General features: G+C 45.8%; 17 protein-coding genes. 3 read left to right on the plus strand and 14 right to left on the minus strand.

Going from position 1 to position 19,356, the window contains the following annotated elements:
* Positions 1 to 51 precede the first annotated feature (51 nt).
* The 3 genes from R3D00_28200 to R3D00_28210 all read right to left on the minus strand — a co-directional run bounded on the left by R3D00_28200 (position 52) and on the right by R3D00_28210 (position 4,255).
* A complete protein-coding gene (locus tag R3D00_28200) occupies positions 52 to 729 on the minus strand; it encodes a response regulator transcription factor (GenBank protein MEZ4777091.1) in 678 nt (225 codons plus the stop codon).
* 158 nt (positions 730 to 887) lie between these two features.
* Positions 888 to 3,017 (minus strand): PKD domain-containing protein, encoded by a 2,130-nt coding sequence (locus R3D00_28205; protein ID MEZ4777092.1) that lies wholly within the window; start codon positions 3,015 to 3,017, stop codon positions 888 to 890.
* A 215-nt stretch (positions 3,018 to 3,232) separates the two neighbouring features.
* Positions 3,233 to 4,255, minus strand: coding sequence for a trypsin-like peptidase domain-containing protein (locus R3D00_28210; protein ID MEZ4777093.1), 1,023 nt, complete (start codon positions 4,253 to 4,255; stop codon positions 3,233 to 3,235).
* Positions 4,256 to 4,306: 51 nt separating this feature from the next.
* On the opposite strand from R3D00_28210, the gene R3D00_28215 reads away from it, so the two are divergent.
* Positions 4,307 to 4,936 (plus strand): RNA polymerase sigma factor, encoded by a 630-nt coding sequence (locus tag R3D00_28215; GenBank protein ID MEZ4777094.1) that lies wholly within the window; start codon positions 4,307 to 4,309, stop codon positions 4,934 to 4,936.
* Positions 4,929 to 6,182 carry a hypothetical protein gene (locus tag R3D00_28220; protein MEZ4777095.1) on the plus strand — a complete coding sequence of 418 codons (1,254 nt, stop codon included), beginning with the start codon at positions 4,929 to 4,931 and terminating at the stop codon, positions 6,180 to 6,182. The genes R3D00_28215 and R3D00_28220 overlap by 8 nt, the downstream gene beginning before the upstream one ends.
* On the opposite strand, the gene R3D00_28225 is transcribed toward R3D00_28220, so the two are convergent.
* Both R3D00_28225 and R3D00_28230 read right to left on the minus strand, forming a co-directional pair.
* A complete protein-coding gene (locus R3D00_28225; GenBank protein ID MEZ4777096.1) occupies positions 6,179 to 8,512 on the minus strand; it encodes a hypothetical protein in 2,334 nt (777 codons plus the stop codon). The two genes, R3D00_28220 and R3D00_28225, sit on opposite strands and share 4 nt — an antisense overlap.
* 60 nt (positions 8,513 to 8,572) lie before the next feature.
* The gene (locus R3D00_28230) at positions 8,573 to 9,610 is read right to left on the minus strand and encodes a hypothetical protein (GenBank protein ID MEZ4777097.1); all 1,038 of its coding nucleotides are present in this window, start codon (positions 9,608 to 9,610) and stop codon (positions 8,573 to 8,575) included.
* Between the two features lie 295 nt (positions 9,611 to 9,905).
* Between R3D00_28230 and R3D00_28235 the strand changes: the two genes are divergently transcribed.
* The gene (locus R3D00_28235; GenBank protein MEZ4777098.1) at positions 9,906 to 10,829 is read left to right on the plus strand and encodes a hypothetical protein; all 924 of its coding nucleotides are present in this window, start codon (positions 9,906 to 9,908) and stop codon (positions 10,827 to 10,829) included.
* An 89-nt stretch (positions 10,830 to 10,918) separates the two neighbouring features.
* On the opposite strand, the gene R3D00_28240 is transcribed toward R3D00_28235, so the two are convergent.
* The 9 genes from R3D00_28240 to R3D00_28280 all read right to left on the minus strand — a co-directional run bounded on the left by R3D00_28240 (position 10,919) and on the right by R3D00_28280 (position 19,313).
* Positions 10,919 to 11,239 (minus strand): 2Fe-2S iron-sulfur cluster-binding protein, encoded by a 321-nt coding sequence (locus R3D00_28240; GenBank protein MEZ4777099.1) that lies wholly within the window; start codon positions 11,237 to 11,239, stop codon positions 10,919 to 10,921.
* A 53-nt stretch (positions 11,240 to 11,292) separates the two neighbouring features.
* On the minus strand, positions 11,293 to 12,348 hold the full coding sequence (locus R3D00_28245; protein MEZ4777100.1) for a ferredoxin--NADP reductase: 1,056 nt from the start codon (positions 12,346 to 12,348) through the stop codon (positions 11,293 to 11,295).
* Between the two features lie 48 nt (positions 12,349 to 12,396).
* Positions 12,397 to 13,698, minus strand: a complete 1,302-nt coding sequence (locus R3D00_28250) for a hypothetical protein (GenBank protein ID MEZ4777101.1) — start codon at positions 13,696 to 13,698, stop codon at positions 12,397 to 12,399.
* A gap of 353 nt (positions 13,699 to 14,051) precedes the next feature.
* Positions 14,052 to 14,729, minus strand: a complete 678-nt coding sequence (locus tag R3D00_28255; GenBank protein MEZ4777102.1) for a hypothetical protein — start codon at positions 14,727 to 14,729, stop codon at positions 14,052 to 14,054.
* 113 nt (positions 14,730 to 14,842) lie between these two features.
* Positions 14,843 to 16,198: an acetyl-CoA carboxylase biotin carboxylase subunit gene (accC, locus tag R3D00_28260; GenBank protein MEZ4777103.1), complete on the minus strand. Its 1,356-nt coding sequence runs from the start codon at positions 16,196 to 16,198 to the stop codon at positions 14,843 to 14,845.
* 18 nt (positions 16,199 to 16,216) lie between these two features.
* Positions 16,217 to 16,717 carry an acetyl-CoA carboxylase biotin carboxyl carrier protein gene (accB, locus tag R3D00_28265; GenBank protein ID MEZ4777104.1) on the minus strand — a complete coding sequence of 167 codons (501 nt, stop codon included), beginning with the start codon at positions 16,715 to 16,717 and terminating at the stop codon, positions 16,217 to 16,219.
* Between the two features lie 28 nt (positions 16,718 to 16,745).
* A complete protein-coding gene (gene efp / locus R3D00_28270; GenBank protein ID MEZ4777105.1) occupies positions 16,746 to 17,312 on the minus strand; it encodes an elongation factor P in 567 nt (188 codons plus the stop codon).
* 63 nt (positions 17,313 to 17,375) lie between these two features.
* Positions 17,376 to 18,314: a hypothetical protein gene (locus tag R3D00_28275; protein ID MEZ4777106.1), complete on the minus strand. Its 939-nt coding sequence runs from the start codon at positions 18,312 to 18,314 to the stop codon at positions 17,376 to 17,378.
* Between the two features lie 15 nt (positions 18,315 to 18,329).
* A complete protein-coding gene (locus R3D00_28280) occupies positions 18,330 to 19,313 on the minus strand; it encodes a beta-ketoacyl-ACP synthase III (GenBank protein ID MEZ4777107.1) in 984 nt (327 codons plus the stop codon).
* Positions 19,314 to 19,356: the final 43 nt, after the last annotated feature.

Below are 19,356 nucleotides of genomic sequence, written 5' to 3' on the forward strand. Positions count from 1 at the left end.
AAGGATGACGATAAATGCAGAAACCTCAGCAACCAGTATATGGACAGATGATTACTCTTCCTTCATAAATTTATATCCTACCCCTTTGACCGTCTGAATATAAGTCTCGCCGATCTTTTCCCTCAGCTTTCGCACGTGCACATCAACGGTACGATCAACGACAAATACATCTCCCCAGACTTTTTCCAGCAGTTTTTCCCGTTTGAATACTTTTCCGGGATGTGAAGCCAGAAACTGCAACAGCTCAAATTCTTTCCGGGGTAAGGAAATGATCTCTTCGCCTTTTTTTACGATATACTCATCCCGAATGATTTCGAGATCGTGAACGATCAGTTTATCGGTATCGCCTTCTTCCATATCCCGCCGGAGGATTGCTCTGATACGGCTGAGCAGTACACGGGGCTTCACAGGTTTGGGAATATAGTCATCTGCACCTGCATCAAACCCGGCCAACTCTGAATACTCTTCCGATCTTGCCGTCAGAAATACGATAAAAACGCCTTTCATCCCCTTGATTTCACGAATCTGGCGGCAGGTTTCAATACCGTCCATCCGGGGCATCATAATATCAAGTAAAATCAGATCAGGTTTATGCTCTCGTGCCTGCTTTACTGCCTCCTCACCATCCATTGCTTTGATCACCTTATAACCTTCCTTCTCAAGGTTATACTCCAACAGATCGAGAATATCGACCTCGTCATCAACAATCATTACTTTTGTCTGCGACATATCAGGTTTTTTTCATTTACAATACCCCCAGTTATCATTTCCGGCATCTTCATAGACCTGAGTATTTACTGTGCAAATATAGTGTTAAACCCTGACAAGAGAAAACGAAAAAGCTCCTGAATATCAGGAGCTTTTTCTCACGTATAAAACCTGGTGTATTATGCGCAATTTAAAATCGGCGCGGCAATCCCAAACATAACGATCAGTGTCGCGATTACTGACAGGAAAAAGTAGACAAAAAAGGTATTTGCCCCGACTTTTGCAGCACAGTCTCTAAACCAGAAAAAGCCGAAAATTCCACCTGCAACCAGAAAACCGATGGCCATAGGTATCCATGAATCCATACAATTGAGCATGAAAAAGCTTGTACCCAGTCCTGCAAGCATAGAACTCCATCCGATAGCCAGCCAGTCACATTTTCCGGGAGGGCAGCCGCGTTTTTTGCCCTGTATCATCCATATCACAACTGCAACCATAAACATAGCCAGCGTGAGCGCTGTTACAATCAGTATGGCGGGGTCGGTAGTTTGTTCGACCGTTTCGGCGACAATACACACCAACAGGGTTCCCAATGCCAGCGAAGCCAGAAAAGCGACCAGGTAAGACATAAGTTTACACCAAAGGGAAACTTCTTTGACTTCTTCTTTGGAGATCGTTACCTCTTTGCTCGCTATACCGCTGCATGAGCCCGGGCCTGTAGTTTTCACGGTAACACTTGCTGTGTAGTCGTTGGCCTTTCGCGGAAATTTATGAGACGCCTTGGCACCCGTAGTTGTTTCCGGACTTCCTCCCTGGCCCCATGTCCATTCAAATTTATCAGGCTTGGGACCGGTATAAGTAACTTCCAGTTCGACCTGCCAGGTTTTTTCGTCCAGCGCTTTGGCGGAACGGACAACCACACCGGTAATATCGGGACAGGTGGTCGTAACGACTGTTTTTGGAGGAATCACCACAGATGTCTCTCCCGAAGATTTACAATCTTTGGGGCCGGAGATCTCCAGTGAAATGGTTTTATTTGTCGACGATCCAGATGGTTTCAAATAATGATGGGTAGCCTCCGGGCCGGTGGTTGTTTCTTTTGGCGAACCATCCCCCCAGTTCCATTCGTATTTTTCGGGGGCAGGGCCCGATGTGGCTGCCGTAGCCACGACGGTTACGGTTGTCTCATCCTGAGCTGTTATGGCTGCTGTTACGCCTGTAAGCACCGGGCACTCCTGCGGCTCTTCAATGATAGCGCCTACCTCCACGGTAGCTTTTCCTCCCGAAGTACATTTTTCGGGGCCGTTGGCGGCGAGTCCGATTTTATAGGTTTTGGCGGTGGTCGTCCGTTGATAGGAATGAGTGGCTTCCGCAGTCCGGCTGGTTTCCGGGGCAGATCCATCGCCCCATTCCCATATAAATTCGGCAGGCATACCTCCGGTAAAGGAGGCTTTGACCAATACCGTTACGGAAATATTTGTTTCGCCGGTGACAGCGACTTTCAAACTTTCAAGCTCAGGGCATGGTACGGTTATAAGCTGTGCTGGTTCAATTGTTACAGAGGTTTCACCTTCACTTCCGCAACTACCCGGGCCCTCTGTTTTTAAGACAATCGTATAAGTAGCCGCACGGCCATCGGGTTTATTGTAAGTATGGGTTGCTTCGGGGGAAGAAGTTTCCGTCTCAGGACTGCCATCGCCCCAATTCCATATATAGCGTTCGGGTTGTGTACCCGAAACCGTAGCCGTAGCCTTCACGACCTGCTCCGAAGACGAAGTTTCTATTTTTTCAACCGCCAATCCGGTAACCTTACCACAATCAGAAAAAATACGCAGTGGATCTCCGCTAAGGGGATACACTTTGTCCCCTGTTTTGGGTACGACAATAAAGGTCCAGCCCTGAATAAAACTACCTTCATAAGGCAGGGTTTCATCGAGCCCTTTATCTGTATGGGAAGGGGTTTCCCAATGTTCCTTTATAAAAACAGACCCGCCTTCTGTCATATCAAAACCGTCAGCTGGGCTCAGGCAAATTCCAAAAACCTTGCGCGTGGTATGGGTTCCATTGACAAATGAATAAAAATAGCCACCCAGAATCTTAAAAAAACGATCGGGATCGCTTTCTCCCTTTTTTGTGTTTTCGAGTTCCATACCGATAAGTTGGGATGGATTCGGGAAATCATTTTCAGAAGGGCTATCACTGGTGGTAAAGATTACGCCCTGGTCAGCGAATCCACTCCGGGAAATTGTTCGGGACTTTACCGCACTTCTTTCGTGAAAACCAGCCGGTACGTTAAAAGGCATCTTCATAATGTAATTTGTTTAGTTGTACAGGAAGCTACGGGAAAAGCTATAGACAGGGTAGAACATCTGATAGCATATATCGCTTTTGCAGAAAGTTCATATTATCCAACATTTAATATAAGCTAAATATTGTGATATTTTCGAATTTGAGTGAAAAGATGCCACAAAAAAACAGCCACGATCCATTCGCAGCTGTTCTCTCTTAATATGATGAGTATAATTTACTTGATTTCTCCCGGCAAAACGATTTCGGTCACCTTCCGGCTTTCACGAATCAATGTGAGAACCGCCGCTTTTCCAATAGCATTTTCATCCAGACATTTGTGGAGGCTATCGATACTACTCACCTCGCGGTCATCGTACCCAATAATCACATCACCTTCCCGCAATGCAGACTGGTTGGCCGGGCCATCAGCCTCTATCCCCCTGATCAATACGCCGCCTCTTCCGGTAAGGCCCAGGAGATTTCTTGTGCGTTCGGGTAATCGAATGGTCTGCCCCGATATACCCAGCCATGCCCGGCGGATATACCCCTGAGTAATGAGGCGACTTACGATAAAGGAAGCTGTCTCCGCAGCGATGGCAAAACAAATTCCCTGTGCCGGTAAAATCACCGCCGTATTCACCCCAATGACTTCCCCGCTGCTACTGACTAGCGGCCCGCCGGAGTTTCCGGGGTTGAGGGCTGCATCCGTCTGAATCACATTGTCGATCAGTCTCCCAGACTGCGACCGAAGCGACCGCCCAAGTGCGCTGACCACCCCTGCGGTTACCGTATATTCAAATCCGTAAGGATTGCCAATCGCAATCGCCAGCTGCCCCACCTGAAGCAGGGTCGAATCACCAAAACTCGCTGCTGGCAATCCATTCCCCGATACCTTTACTACTGCCAGATCTGTTGCAGGGTCGTCACCTACTTTTTCGCCAAGGAATGTCTGCCCGTCTGCTAAAGAAATTTTTATCTCTTTTGCTTTCTCTACGACATGACTGTTTGTCACTAAAAATCCGTCAGGTGTAATCATAAAACCTGACCCGGTTCCGGAGCCCTGACCCCGGCGGTTGCGGGCAGACTTGTTATTTTCTCCTTTCACCTCAATATGGACAACTGCCGGGCTTACTTTTCTCGAAGCGGATACCACTGCCTGCGAATAAGCATCCAGCAAAGCTCCGTCAGAAGGCCTCTCCCCGCTATTGTGGGACTGCCCTTCCGAAAGGTTTTGGTCTGAATAAATGAATGTTTGCATAAATTCGTTTCTTACAAAACACCCGTCCAAAAGAAAATGTGACAATTATTTTTGGCTGACTACAGCGATTATGTTTTACCCGGCGTCTCTTTTCAAAGCGCCGCAATGGAGGCCAGAGTGATAGACATTACTGAGGAAAAAATGCTGGAGGGCTGTCGCAAACAGGATCGCGACAGCCAGCGACAACTCTACGAAAAATATTTCGGGGCGATGTCTTATATCTGCATGCGATACCTCAAAGACAAGGACCAGGTGTACGATCTGGTGCAGGAAGGGTTTATCAAAATTTTTCAGAACATCCGAAAATTTGAGGGAAAGGGGTCTCTCGAAGGATGGATGAAACGGATCATGATCAACCTGTGTCTGGATTACCTTCGGAAAATCAACCGGCGTCTGCCTGATGTGCCGATTGAGGAAATCTATGATCTGGAAGTCGCCGAAGATGTCGTCGCAGATATGGAGGCTGAATATATTCTGGCGCTTTTACAACAACTGGGTCCTATGTACAGGACCGTATTTAACCTTTGTGTGATCGAAGGCTACGCACACAAAGAGATCAGTAAAATGTTAAAAATCAGGGAATCGACGTCCCGCGCATATCTTACATCTGCCAAAAAGCAGATAAGGCGCTTGCTGGCAGATGTGATTGACCAACGGGAAAGGAGGGTGAATAATGGCTAAACTGGATTCAATTATTAAAAAGAAGGTCCTCGATGCGCGCCCCCCGATAAAAGGGGCAAACTGGCAGGAAATGGAGGCTATGCTGTCAGGAGCACAAAGCAGAAAAAGACGGGGTGGATGGCTGTTTTTTGCTGATGCCGGGTTGATTCTTCTATTGGTATGGGTGATTTTCTGCGAGGTAAACATACCCGGTATCCCCCATGATCATCACGACCACTCTACCGCTGCCCTGCCGCCAGAAACTGTGGCCCCGGAACTCACACCTCCGGCGGAAGTAAATTATTCGCAGCCTGTTTCTGCTTCGAAAAATAATGGCGCTGTTATCTCAATAAGCCGGAGGATATCTCTCCATTCCCCGGAAGATTCAATTGCAAAGGAGATTTCTGCGGATATAACGCCTGATTTCGTAGTTGCTCCCCATAAACAGGACGACGGAAAAGCCTCTTTGGCTAAACGCGATTCCGCTGCGGTTTCTGGGCTGCCTTTACAACATATCCGATTGATCCCGGGGGGAGAAATTTCCCGAAAGGTTTTTTTCAAACATCAGCCACTCAAACCCTCTGCTTATGCACTCGCAGATCCTCTACAGCCCCGATGGATGCGAAGCCGGTGGGCGCTGGAAGTTCACCTCAACAATGTACATGCGCCAGTGTATTGGGGAAAGGACTCTGTGAAAAGGTTTTTCAGCAACTACAACAACCCCGGGATTGGCATCAGCTTTCTCCGACGGAGAAGTAATCGCTACACCTGGGGGTTGCGGCTTGACCTTGATGTACCTTCTTATCCGGTGGATACTTCTCCTGACGACCCTTTTGCCTACTCCCGAATGTGGGGGGGAGGCTGGGACCTGGGATTTTTTATGCGTCAGTATATGAATGACGATCTGGCAAAGCGTTTCAGGCCCTATTGGCAGGCGGGGCTGGGTTATAATGTGATGGGCATGAATGCCTACAATATCAGCAGGATTGACAACCCGTATGATGATCCCAAAACCCAGTGGATTTTACGCAAATCCCGACTGGAAGAGGAATCCATCAATTTTTATCCCTTTGAGACATATATACACATGACTTCTTCCGGCGGTATTGGCGCAGAGCTCCGGATATACCGCAGGGTAAGTTTTACTATGTGCTCGGTCTTATACGCCAATATGCTCATCAATAAAGACCGGCTCAACAATCCGGACCAGTACTGGGGCTATAACTATTACCTGAAGCACAGTTTTGGACTACAGTATGGATTTTAGTTGCCTTTCAGCCAGACATAAAAATTGAGGTACGAACATTCCTCCAAAACTTCTTTGTAATAATCTGTATCCGAATAATCAGAAATAAGCTGATCAAACCGCGTGCGATATTGCGGCTTCTGATCAAGATTATCGTAGTCCGTAAGTCCGGCGAGGTAAAACCTGTTTTGCTCACATTTGGCAGCCATAAAAGTAGCTTTGGCGGCCAGTTCGCGACTTCCTGAAGCTTCAGCGGCTTCGATGGCCTTCTCATAATACGCCTCAGGGGTGTCCATATCTGTGAAAATACTTTGCTGATCCTGATAATATGGGTCATCTTCGGACTGCCCAAACCCATACCAGTCGATGCTGCTACGGAAATAGGTTGTAGCCTGCCACGCATGACCAAAGTAGGTAATGTTGTACGCAGCATTTCCCAGCAAAAAGTAATTTTCCGCAGCTTTGAAGGAATTGCTTTGGGCCTCTTTTTTGAGAGCGATGAGTTTTTCGGCAAAAGTCAGCTTATTGTAAGGCCCTTTTTCCTGATCTTCCATACAGTCCAGGCAGTCTTTGGTCTGGGCCACAAACGGATCACTGGGTATATAATAGCCGGTGATCCCCTCTCTTACGCTGGCAGGTATTGAGCGGATCAGTGCTGCGGCCTCTTCCTCTTTATGAGCCTGCAGATAAAATGTCGCTTTCATCATCTGTAAAAATTCCCGTTGATGATCCACTGCGAGTTTGCTTAGCAGGTGTTTTTCGAGGGAATTTGCCGGGCGGCTTTCCAGCGTTTTTGTCCATCCCAACAGATTATCCACGACCGATTCTGTTGGTTGATATAAGAGCGAATAGACATCTCCCTTACACAGGAAAGCTTTCCCCGGTTCATTTTGAAGGGTGTACAACCGGGCCAGGGTGTTCAGGAGATATTTACCTGATTTTTCTTTCAGCTCGTGGGCATCCGGTTCAAAGGTCAGTTGCTCCCATTCGCTGAATAATTTATCCTCCGTGCGAAGATCCACCGATTTTAGCCTGCTCACAGCGATTACCCAGCGGAAAAGTTGCGCCGATTGTTGGATACGGGCATCTTTTGTATTTCTTGCTTCCACCGCAAACAGTTGATCTGCCCGGTCGAAGCTGCTATTCATAAACGCCAGATATCCTTCCGCCAACCGCCATAGCTGGGGAGAATGGATTTTTTTATCCGAATTGGCTTTCTGCACAAAATCGCTCAGGTTTTCCAGATATTCATGGGCATTTTCCTTTGATACGCCGTTGTATTCCTGCTTCAGCGGAAAAGCAAAGTCAAAGTCCCAGCCAAAGTAATCGTATTCCAGTTTGTTGATCTCTCTGGCAAGTAGTATATCCAGTTTTTCAGACCCCGGATCGATAGCATATATTGCCGCCATTTCATCCACAGATCTGCTGTTGAAGTCAATGGCACGCATAAACAGAAGATTGGCTTTCTCTTCTTTACTCTGACAAAGGTTCATGACAGCCTCCCATTGCGCATCATCTTCAATATGAAAACTCAGCCATGCGGGTACTCGTTTGGTCGGACTATGGTCAAAAACGAGAGAAAACAAGTAGGCAGATTGATTGCTGTCGCCCATTGCCTGCAATGCACCTGCTTTATGTCCCAGCGACCAATAGTAGATTTCGCTTTTGACCTGACCTTTGAGTGGCTCTACCATTTCATCGTGGAAGCGGATACAATCTTCATACTTACCGAGGTAATGGGCAAGCCTTACTACCTGATAACCAAACCGCATTTTGATAAACTGATTTTTGGCAGCCTCATATTGTTCAATGCCTGAACCCAGCAGTTGTTCCATTTGTGACTCATCGCGCGTCTGCGCGTCTTCTTCCCAGGCATAAGGATCCCAGTTGACATGAGGCTCACACTGTTTGGCAAAAACCAGATAACAGATCGGGCTGGTCATATTCTTCTTTACCCAATATTCTACCAGTGAGTTATTTTGAAGGTCAGCCGGGAGAGATTGAGTTTTACCATCTACATATTTTTTGGTCTCGATCAAGGCATCGTCGGTAGCTTTGTACACGACATAAGATATATCTTCTACAGAAGGCTTGTTTTGATAGAAGTCCTGCCATTCGAGGAGATTGTAGTTTTGCCGGAATTCATTGGAGTTCCAGTTATAATCATAAAACCGGTCAAAACTCAGGAAAAGGGCGCTATAATCGGGTTGGGCTGTAAGGGCCGGATCGAAGAAGGAATAACCAAAGAAAAAATCTTCAGGATCAAAACCACAGGCCCGTGAGGTTTCAATGGGTTTTACGGTAAAAAAAATAGCCAGAGCAAAAGGAAAGAGAGAAAATACTTTTTTCATGGGTTTGGGTTGGCGGGTTATGCTTTCCGGGGATGAAGTTGGGAAAAACAGGGATGTAAATCAATAAAATACCTTACAGATTCCTTCAAGATCTTCAAATGTATATCTTTCCATTGTGGGAGTATCTAAATGATAAAAACAAACCCGCAGGCTGTCATCTTCAATCAGCTCTGCAAGCATTTCTGCGGACTCTTCCAGCGCGCCCATTGAGACGCCTTCGAGCCTGATAAAATCGTCCTGATAAAGATAATATCCGTTGATATAGGTGCTTTTAATCACCTTTACGATCTGTGGCTGAAGGAATTTAAACCTGGTTTCATCTTTTAGTTGTTCTGCCCGCAAGCTATTGATCAGGTGAATGGTTTCATCATTTCGCATGACCACGCCCCATGAAAAGACGGGCAATGCGATATCGAGATGCACCGGGTATTCATCAAAGTTTTCCAGATATTTTTCGGCAGTTTTCAGGTTCAGTATCGAGTTTTCCTCTGCCATATCGCGAATGTCGCCCATATTATAAAACATAAGCATCCCTCTGTCAACCGGCGGTACGCCCGTGATATTGTAGTATTTGATCTGGTGGAGACGAATGGTAGCGGAAAGCTGAATCTGCCTCGATACAAGCCTGGTCCGAAGGTGGTCAAGTAAACGAAAATAATTGTCGCGGCTCTTTTCCGACCAGTCGCAGTCCATCTGTATTTCCTGAAAGGGAAGACTTCCCGCTATTTTTTCTATTCTGTGGAGGATTTTCTCGCCGAGTGCGGGCACATCTTCATAGCTGATATTAGCCATTGCCCGGTTGGTGATATACACAGTGGGAATGACTTGCCTGCCCCGAAGCCCGGTAGTATCTATGGAGACACTGGAAATCGGTACGGGTTCATTTTTAGGAATATTCCAGTCCACATCAAAAAACCGGATGTATAGCGTTTCTGCCTTCAGCGATTCCAGATAGGATTGCTGAGCGGCCTCCAGTGCAAACTGACTTTTCCAGTGATAGAATGCAGGATATACCTTCCGATCACCCAGGTTACAGCTAAGTAAGAACAGAACAGGGACCAACCACAATAAAAGAAACTGAATTTTTTCGCCTCTCATAGCTGCTCTGTAAATAACATCATAGGATTTATTATCCTCATAAATTATTCCAAATCTACAATCATTCTCTCAACCTGTGGTTTTTTTTACGCGAATGGACTTGACGATTTATGCCAAACAGGGTGTTTTTCTTCTCAATCTGATACTCGTTTTCTCAATTCGATAAGTAAATACACCAGTCAAAAAACAACAAAATACTGACTATCAGCAAATTAACACCGATTCTCATACTGGCACTCCGATTGCCATTATAGGGGAAAGGTTCTTTTAGCCAAAACTGAAAAATTCAAAAGTTATGATATTCCCAAAAACCTCTCTCTTTGCTGTAATGCTTCTCTCGATGGTTCTGTTTAGCTGTAATAAAGATAAACTGAAGCAACTGGAAGAACAAAACAAGATCCTCCTCACGCAAAGTCAGCAGCAGGACTCTGTGCTCAATGACTTTCTTTCCACCTTCAACACATTTGGCGAAAACCTCGACCAGATTAAGGAAAGAGAAAACCTCGTATCAGTGGAATCTGATGATCCGGAACTGAGAAAAACCGGCAAAGATAAAATCCTCGGAGATATCCAGATGATCGATGAACTGATGGCTCAAAACAAATCGATGATTGCCGAGCTTGAGGAAAAAATCAAAAACTCTGACAACAAACTCGCACAGTTTAGAAATATGATTGCCCGTCTGAATCGTCAGCTCACTGAAAGAGACGGTGAAATCGCTATGTTAAAAGAAGATCTCGTTCAGAAAAACTTCAGCATTGAAGAATTAAATATGCGGGTTGATACATTAAATCATATCACCCAAAACCTTACCCGTCAGACCGAATCTCAATCCATGCGCATCACAGAGCAGGATCAGAAGATCAAAGTCCAGACTGAAGAAATCGACGCCAAAACCATGGCTTTGCACACTGCCTACTTCGTAAAAGGTTCGGCGAAAATGTTGAAGGAAAAAAATATCCTTGAAAAAGACGGTGGCTTCCTCGGAATCGGTGGAACAAAAAAGCTGGGAAGTGATATTTCTGAAAATGACTTTACAAAAATTGATATCACCGAAGTATTCAGCATTCCGCTTGAAAGCAAAAAAGCTAAACTGGTTACCAACCATCCGGCAGACTCTTACGTGATTGCCAGTGAGAATAACACCGAGGTACTAGAAATTACCAATCCTGATAAGTTTTGGAAAAACAGCAAGTACCTGGTCGTTGTAACAGACTAATACCATTGAACACAACTCCAGACTCTTTTTAGTAAGTACAATCTTCATTGAAGGCCGGGACAATCCACACAAGGATTGTCCCCTTTTTTTTAGTCGCCGTCTCCCAGCACCTTGATTTCTGCTCCATCCAGTGAGCGTGTAAGCGGAAGCTGACACGAAAGACGACTCTGAGGCGTATAGTTGGACAATGAATCCAGCATAAACACCTCATCTTCTTCGGGAGATTCGAGTGTTTCACCACCTTTCAAAATCGCTATATGGCAGGTGCCACAACCCGCAATGCCGCCACAGATCGCGGGTACATCAAAATTTTCGGCAGTAAGTATTTCCATCAGGCTGCCTGAGGGATTTTCTTCTATTTCCAGTGTACGTTTTGTTCCGTCTCTGTCTTCGATATGGATACTAATCATAAATCAGGATTCTCTTTTCTGGTGAATATTGGCCCGCAAAAGTAGTCGTTTTTTCAGCTTTCCCCAATATCAATGCATACATCATCTGATTCCGGATGTGCCTGACATACTAAAACATATCCCATCGCTTTCTCAAAATCGAGCAAAGCATCCTCCTGATCCATCGAAACTTTCCCGCTTTTTAAGGTTCCCATACAGGTAGAACACACTCCCCGGCGGCAGGAATAAGGCAAATATACTTTCTGACTGAGTGCAGCATCCAATATCGTAGTGCCCGGCGGTACGGTCAGGTGATAGGTTTGTCCCGCTGTCATAACCGTAACTTCCCGGGAAGGGCCAAATGCTGCGGTCAGCTTTTTTTCGTCTTTATCTGCAAAGAAAAGTTCGCGGTGAATATTTTCCTTATCTATCCCTGCTGCTGCAAGACCCTGGCTTACGGCATCCATATAGCCAGAAGGCCCGCAAAGAAAAAATATCGACTTCTCCCCGGGAGCAATCGCAGCAAGCAACTGCGGCATTTTTTCAGGCGTAATTCTTCCCTGATAAAAATTCCCGGCTAAGGGGTTATCAGGCCGTGAAAATCCGTACCATATTTTTAATCTTTGCGGAAACTGTTTTTCCAACCTTGTCAGCCATTCGCCAAAGATCACCTGCGCCTCATCACGATTGGCGTAAAACAGCGACACGCTGCTGGCAGGTTCCTGATACAATACAGCCCGAAGAATGGATATCAGCGGGGTAATGCCGCTTCCTGCACCAAAAAGTACAATATGCCGTTTATTTTTTGACCCGGTCTCCAGGTAAAACTTTCCGCGGGGTTCGAGCACAACCACCTTTTTTCCGGGCGCGAAATGGTCGATAATATAGTTGGAAATCAATCCGCCGGCCACTCGTTTTACGGTCACAGACAAAAACTTATCCAGTTGAGGTACGCTTGAGATGGAATAAGACCGGTAATGATTTACGCCATCTATTTCAACCCTAAGGGTAATAAATTGGCCGGGGTAGTACCAGATTCGGCCAAAAGACGGCTGCTCAAACCGGATGGTTACTGCGTCCGGCGTTTCCCTGACAATATCTGAAATAGTAAGAATATAAGCCTTAGGCATGACAATGATTCGATTTTGGCAGTATAACTCAATTACAGGCTGCAGGTTTTATTCTTCATCTCGGAATGAGCTGGGATAGAGTATATTTTTGGGAATAATTCTGAACAGAATCGGCAGCGTAATAAAAGCACCTGGCAGCAGGAGAAAGGTAAATGCCGGGATCGCCCTGAGAATATCGAGGAGTTGTTCTCTGACCTTTTCTTTCTCTTCGGCAGTGAGCGTTTGGGTGGTACCTTTTCGCAACAACATGACCAGCTCGCGGCTTTCAGCGATTTCCAGAGAAATGCGTTTTTGATTTTTCCGGGCAGTTTGTCCCATCCGCTGGATGAGCCGCTCGCTCACAATACGATAGTTTTGTTTAATCTGAAGATAATGAACCTGATCCCAGTATTCGAAGACAAAATTTTCTACGGCGGACATACTATGGGTAAGTTCCTCGGGGGTAAGTTTCAGTTGATTGGCGAGGTTAGAGAGGAAAGCCTTTTCCGAATCAGAGATATGTCGGTTTGCCCAGGTGGTGAGAATCGCCAGTTCGAGGAAATACTTTTTCATCGCCCAGCTTTTTACCTCGGAGAGGTTAAGGGTTTCAAGGTTGATTCCTTTATTAAAAGCGGATTCAGCCTGTTTTTTTTTGTGGGCGGGTAAATTAGCCGACTGCAGGAAGTAATTAAAGAGTTCGCGGGCTTCGCGTTTTACTCCCTCATCGGCATGAGCGGCGGCAGCGATGACCTGGAGGATCAGAAGCCGGAGATTTTGCCGCTGAATTTTAATATTTTGTTGTTCGCTTTCAGGCAGGGGCGGATCACCCTGTGTTTCCATCCATTGCACAAAGTTGATCAGATCAAAAAACAGGAAGCTGTTGTGAAAAAAACTGGTCCAGAAATTTCGCCAGTCGTATTTTATGCTGATCCGTTGATCGAGGATATATTCGATTTGGGAAATGGTTTCACGTTTTCTGCCAAAAAGGCTATTGCGATTTTCGCTGTATAGGTGATAGTTTTCTGCGTAGTAGTTGCGGATATCTTCGAGTACCTGTTGCACAGTTACAGCCATATCCTGGTTTTCGTCATAGCGAAAGTACAATCCACTGCTGATATAACTTTCGGCGAGTAGAACTTTTACTTTATCTTTTTCTGTCCATTCACTGGCTTTGGGGTGAGGCGCCTCAATAAATCGAATGGGATACCCGTACATCAATCCGGTAGGCTGAATAATATGATAGAGGTATTCATAACTGCTGAAATCCAGTTCCAGCTGAGAGCGTGTATAGGAGGCATCAGGCGCTTCAAGGAAGGCCTTTGCTTTATGCGTAACAAAACGTTTCAACCATCCGCTAACTCCGGGATTCATTTGTCAACATCTTCCAGTGTAAAACAAATGTAGGGAATTATTTTAGACGGAAGACCTGTCTGTATGAAAAATGCGGACTTGGAAAAGCGTTCTGAATAATTCAGAACAAAAAGAGAGGATAATCAGATCGTCAATATAGGGTTTCCAACTACTTGTTAACCTACCCTGATGCCATACTGAAACAACTTTAACTATATCTTCAGATTTATAGGCTTTATAAAAAATCGTATAGGATTTTTTTTTGATGAGCGCTCATGAAATCAGAATCATGAGCCTGAAATTGAAGAGCATTAAGCACCAATGCTTGTTTTAATAGCTGATTCATGGAAATAGCATATATTCCTACTCAGAACCTATGCCTTTTCTTCCTTTTCAGGAAGCTTAAATAATACTTCTCCCAGTGACTGGCCGCCAGCGCTTCCGCTCATCGCGCCCAGCATCCCGCCCAGCATAGCACCTACGGCCGTACCTAGTCCGGGTACCACCGAACCCAGCACTGCACCTGCAGCAGCACCACCGATAGAACCGCCGGTAGTACCCAGATTGGAGAGTGTATTTATTTTATATTGGTCAGACTGAATCTGCCCCTGATAGAGTTTATAGGTATCTGCCGACTGATCGACAATAAAAAAAGCAAAAGCGGTCAATGCGTTGTGGCGGCTCAGGCGTTTTAGGACCGCCTCTCCAAATCTTTTTTTAAGGACACGCTTCGCACCTTCAGAAATAGCCAGGCCGGAAGCGGTACGCGCGCCACCTTTAAGCGCCTGCTCGGTACCTTTGCTGACCACACGGAAAGTCATCTGCGTCTGATCAATTTTCCCTGCTTTAAAGTCCTCATAGCTTTTTGCGCCTTCTTTAGCCATGCCATTGATACCGGCGATGACAGCAGAAGCGACTGCATTAAGGCCAATTTCGAAAGAAACCGGTATGGGAAACTCGGGCAGTTCGTCGCCGTCCATAATGCGGACATTGATCACTCTGCTTTGAGGTTTTGCGGATCCGGAGACAGGGTTATTCAGATTTTGAGACATAGGCAATGAAATCTTAACTTTCCGATTATACGAATATAGGTAATCCGGGTTGGTTTTTCAATTTCTATGTCTGATGAATTGCGATTTTATCGCATCATCGATCAGCTACAGGATTAGTACGCGTCGTCGGGATCGATTTTAAATCCTTCCAGGAAATTGGTAGAGTAGATACCTGAGCGGAATCTTTCGTCCCGCATCAGTTGGCGGTGGAAGGGAATGGTAGTTTTCACACCTTCGACGATAAATTCTTCCAGTGCTCTTTCCATTTTGGCAATCACAGCTTCCCGGGTCGGTCCGGAAACGATCAGTTTGCCAATCATGGAGTCGTAATATGGCGGAATCACATAACCGGAGAAAGCATGAGTATCGACCCTGACCTTCAGGCCACCAGGTTTGTGGAAGTATTTGATCGAGCCGGGGGAAGGGCGGAAATCGTGGAGGATATCCTCTGCATTGATACGAACTTCCATGGCGCAGCGGTTTTCGATCATTTTGTAGGGTTCTTTGATCTCTTCACCGGCGGCTACACGGATTTGTTCACCCACCAGATCCACATCAAACAACTCTTCGGTTACAGGGTGTTCGACCTGTATTCGGGTATTCATTTCCATAAAGTAGAAATCCCCGTGTTTATCATAGAGAAACTCTACGGTACCGGCCCCTTCGTAGTTGACAAATTTGGCAGCTTTAACTGCTGCGTCGCCCATTTTCTCGCGGGTCTCGGCGGAGAGAACCGGGCTGGGGGTTTCTTCTACCAGTTTTTGATGGCGGCGTTGGATCGTACAATCCCTTTCCCCTAAATGGTACACATTGCCATGTTGGTCGGCCATGATCTGGATTTCAATGTGGCGGGGTTCCTCCACAAATTTTTCGAGGTAGAGACCATCATTGCCAAAAGCGGCTCCGGCTTCTGTACGGGCACTATTCCATGCATCTTCCATTTCTTCCGGCTTGTGCACCTTACGCATACCTTTTCCACCACCACCGGCAGTAGCTTTCAGCAAGACAGGGTAGCCACAGACTTCGGCAATTTCATATGCCTGTTCCAGAGATTCGAGCAGACCATCAGAACCGGGAACTACAGGTACACCCGCTTTAATCATAAACTCTTTGGCGGTAGATTTATCCCCCATAGCGTTAATGACTGCCGCGCTGGGACCGATAAATTTTATCCCGTGATCTTCGCAAAGCTGAGAGAACTCAGCATTTTCGGAGAGGAATCCATAGCCCGGGTGGATGGCATCAACACCGCATATTTCAGCAGCGGAGATAATATTGGCCATATTGAGATAACTTTCCCGGCTGGAGGGAGGGCCAATGCAGACCGCTTCATCGGCGAACCTGACATGCAGGCTGTTTTTATCAGCAGTAGAATAAACGGCTACCGTTTTAATACCCATTTCACGGCACGTACGCTGGATTCTCAGGGCGATTTCACCCCGATTGGCAATAAGTACTTTATTTAGCATAACTACAGATCAGGACCGTTAACCATTTACATCTATCAGAAACAGAACCTGGTCATATTCAACCGGCTGTGCATCTTCATTCAGGATTTTCACCACTTTCCCTTCCACTTCAGATTCTATCTCATTGAAAAGCTTCATTGCCTCAATGATACAGACGACCTGTCCTTTTTCGATATAATCGCCTACTTTCACGAAGGGATCAGAATCAGGAGAAGAAGACCGGTAGAATGTGCCAATCATGGGCGACTTAAACTCAAAAAGATTGCTGGCGGGAACTGCCGGCTTTTTTTCCTGTACGGAATTGTCATTGCTGGTTTCGTGATACTCAGCAGACAGGGGAGTCTGAACCGAAGACGGCATACCCGAAGTCACCATAGGCTGAGCAGTTGTGTACACAACATTTCTTTCAGCAGGTTCGCGACGGATAAGAATCCGGAAATCTTCTCTTTCAATCTCGACCTCTGTGAGGTCGGTTTTGTTGACCAGTTTTAGCAGGTCCTGTATTTCTTTAAAATCCATAGGAGTGAGTTGAACAGGGTTAGTTTATTCAGGATTTTACACGCTCTACGTAAGCCTTTGTAGCTGTATCAATTTTCACTTTGTCGCCGATGTTAATAAAAAGCGGCACGCGAATTTCTGCACCACCTTCTACTGTGGCAGGTTTCAATGTATTCGTTGCGGTATCGCCTTTCAGGCCGGGCTCTGTGTAGGTAACTTCTCTGATTACGCTGGGCGCAAGCTCTACGGTAAGAGGAGTATCATCGGAAGCGTTAAAAAGAACTTCACAGAGTTCGCCTTCTTTCAGCAAATCCAGGTTTCCGATCATCATTTTTCCAATATATACCTGCTCATAGGTATCCGTATTCATAAATACCAGAGAATCGCCTTCTGCGTACAGAAACTGGAACTGAAGTCGTTCTACCCGTATATCGTCGATTCTTGCGCTGTTGTTGAAAGAGTTCTCAATTACTTTGCCTGTTGTAAGGCTTCTCATCTTTACCCGGACAAAAGCTGCTCCCCGCCCTACTTTCACATGTTGAAACTCAATGACAGAGTAAATATCGCTGTTATACCTGAAAGTAAGCCCGTTCCGAATGTCTGAAATGTTTGCCATATAGAATTTATAATGTTCTTTTATCAAAATCAGGACGCAAATTTAATAATTCTGGCGAAAAATTCAGGGAATCTCTTCAATGAAGTACCAGGCTTTCTGAAATTCGCCGTCCAGGGGTGCCAGGGGGCGTACCAAATTGTCAGCAATTTTAAGTGAATACAGCGAATCCTGTCTTAGAAAATAAATAATAGATTCAAAAAAATCGACTTCAAAATCACTGCATGCTTGTGTCACTGCTGTGTTTAATTTTCCGTTTATTTTTTGCACATCCCGCAAATATTCTTTTCCCAGAGGCCTTTCTACGTAAGGGGTGTAACGCACTTTTTCGTAATTTACGGCTGCTTCTGGTTTTGATATACTATTCGAATTATAGTCAATAAGTCCCTGCCAGGCATTATTCCCTTCTGTCGTATGAACAAATATTCTGCTTCGGGCATCTGCTTCAATTGATTTTATCGCATGGTCAAAGATAGCTGTTCCTATGCTGGCATAGGCCAGTTCATCATAGATATCCACCGTCTTATCGCCTGCCTGAACATAAAACTTCCCGCTTCTGTATACTGCCTGCCCGGGCTTATATTCGGTACCGACAATGGTAAGTTGTTGGTTTTTCAGCCGGAAAAAGCCGATTTGATCAGCCGCAGAATCACTGAGAAGAATCACTTTTTCTCCCGCGCATATAAAATGCGGGGTCAGTGATTGCGTTTCTAATGACTGTACAACGCCCTGACTTCCCGGGTCATATTCAAAGATCTTGTGAGCCATGGCTTCTGCAAACCATATCGTTTTTTCAGATCCTGAAAAATCTGAAATTTCGCCCATTCCCGGATAAGCGAGCCAATGCGTTTCCGCTATATCCCCGGTTATTTTTATCACAGACTTTGTAGCGGCCTGTCGATTGAGAATAAATCCTGTCTGGGTTTCCGGAATAAACCGCACGTCTTCGTCAAAGACGCAGCCTGTGAGCAGCAAACCTGCTAATATGATTCCGAATAACCGCATAGGCTGAAATACGCATTAATATGCCCATTTCAGATAGATAGATCCCCATGCAAACCCACCGCCAAAGGCAGCCAGCATCAGGGTATCTCCTTTTTTCAATTTATCTTCCCAATCCCACAGACAGAGCGGAATGGTTGCATTGGTCGTATTGCCATAACGCTGAATATTGACCATTACTTTTTCAGGAGGAAGACCTGCACGCTTGGCTGTCGCGTCAATGATTCGTTTGTTGGCCTGATGAGGTACGAGAAACGTTACATCATCGCCCGTGAGGTTATTTCGCTTCATGACCTCCTCGGTGATGTCTGCCATCCCCTGAACCGCTGCTTTATACACATTCTTGCCATCCTGACGGATAAATTGCTCCTTGTTAAGCACATTCTCCACGGTAGTGGGATATTTGCTTCCTCCTGCTTTTTGAAGGAGATGCTGTTCCCCCGTACCATCTACCCTGAATGCTGAATCAATTATGCCATTTTCATCCTGAGAAGGTTCCAGTAAAACAGCACCGGCCCCGTCGCCAAACAAAATACAGGTATTGCGGTCTTCATAATCCACGCGCATACTCATTTTGTCAGCACCTACGACGAGCACTTTTTTGTGCATACCCGATTCGATAAACTGAGACCCGGTACGAAGGGCATACAGAAAACCCGAACAGGCGGCATTCATATCAAATCCCCAGGAATTGACCGCCCCAATCCTTTCGCTGAGGATGTTGGAAGTGGCAGGGTATACATAGTCTGGGGAAATTGTCGATACAATAATCAGTTCAATTTCTTCCGGCTTACAGTCAGTTTTGCGGAAAAGATCCTTTAAGGCTTCTACAGCCATATCAGAAGTAGCTCTGTCTTTATCCAGAATTCGCCGTTCTTCTATTCCGGTACGCTCTCTGATCCACTGGTCATTGGTATCAACCATCTTTTCCAGTTCGGCGTTGGTCAGCACCCTTTCCGGTACATATCCGCCAACCGCAGTGATTGCTGCTCTCATTTTCATCCTTTATCCTAAGTTAATCTTTCAGTAGTCTGCTTACACAAAG

Source organism: Bacteroidia bacterium (assembly GCA_041391665.1).
In the GTDB taxonomy this organism is placed as follows: Bacteria; Bacteroidota; Bacteroidia; order J057; family J057; genus JAGQVA01.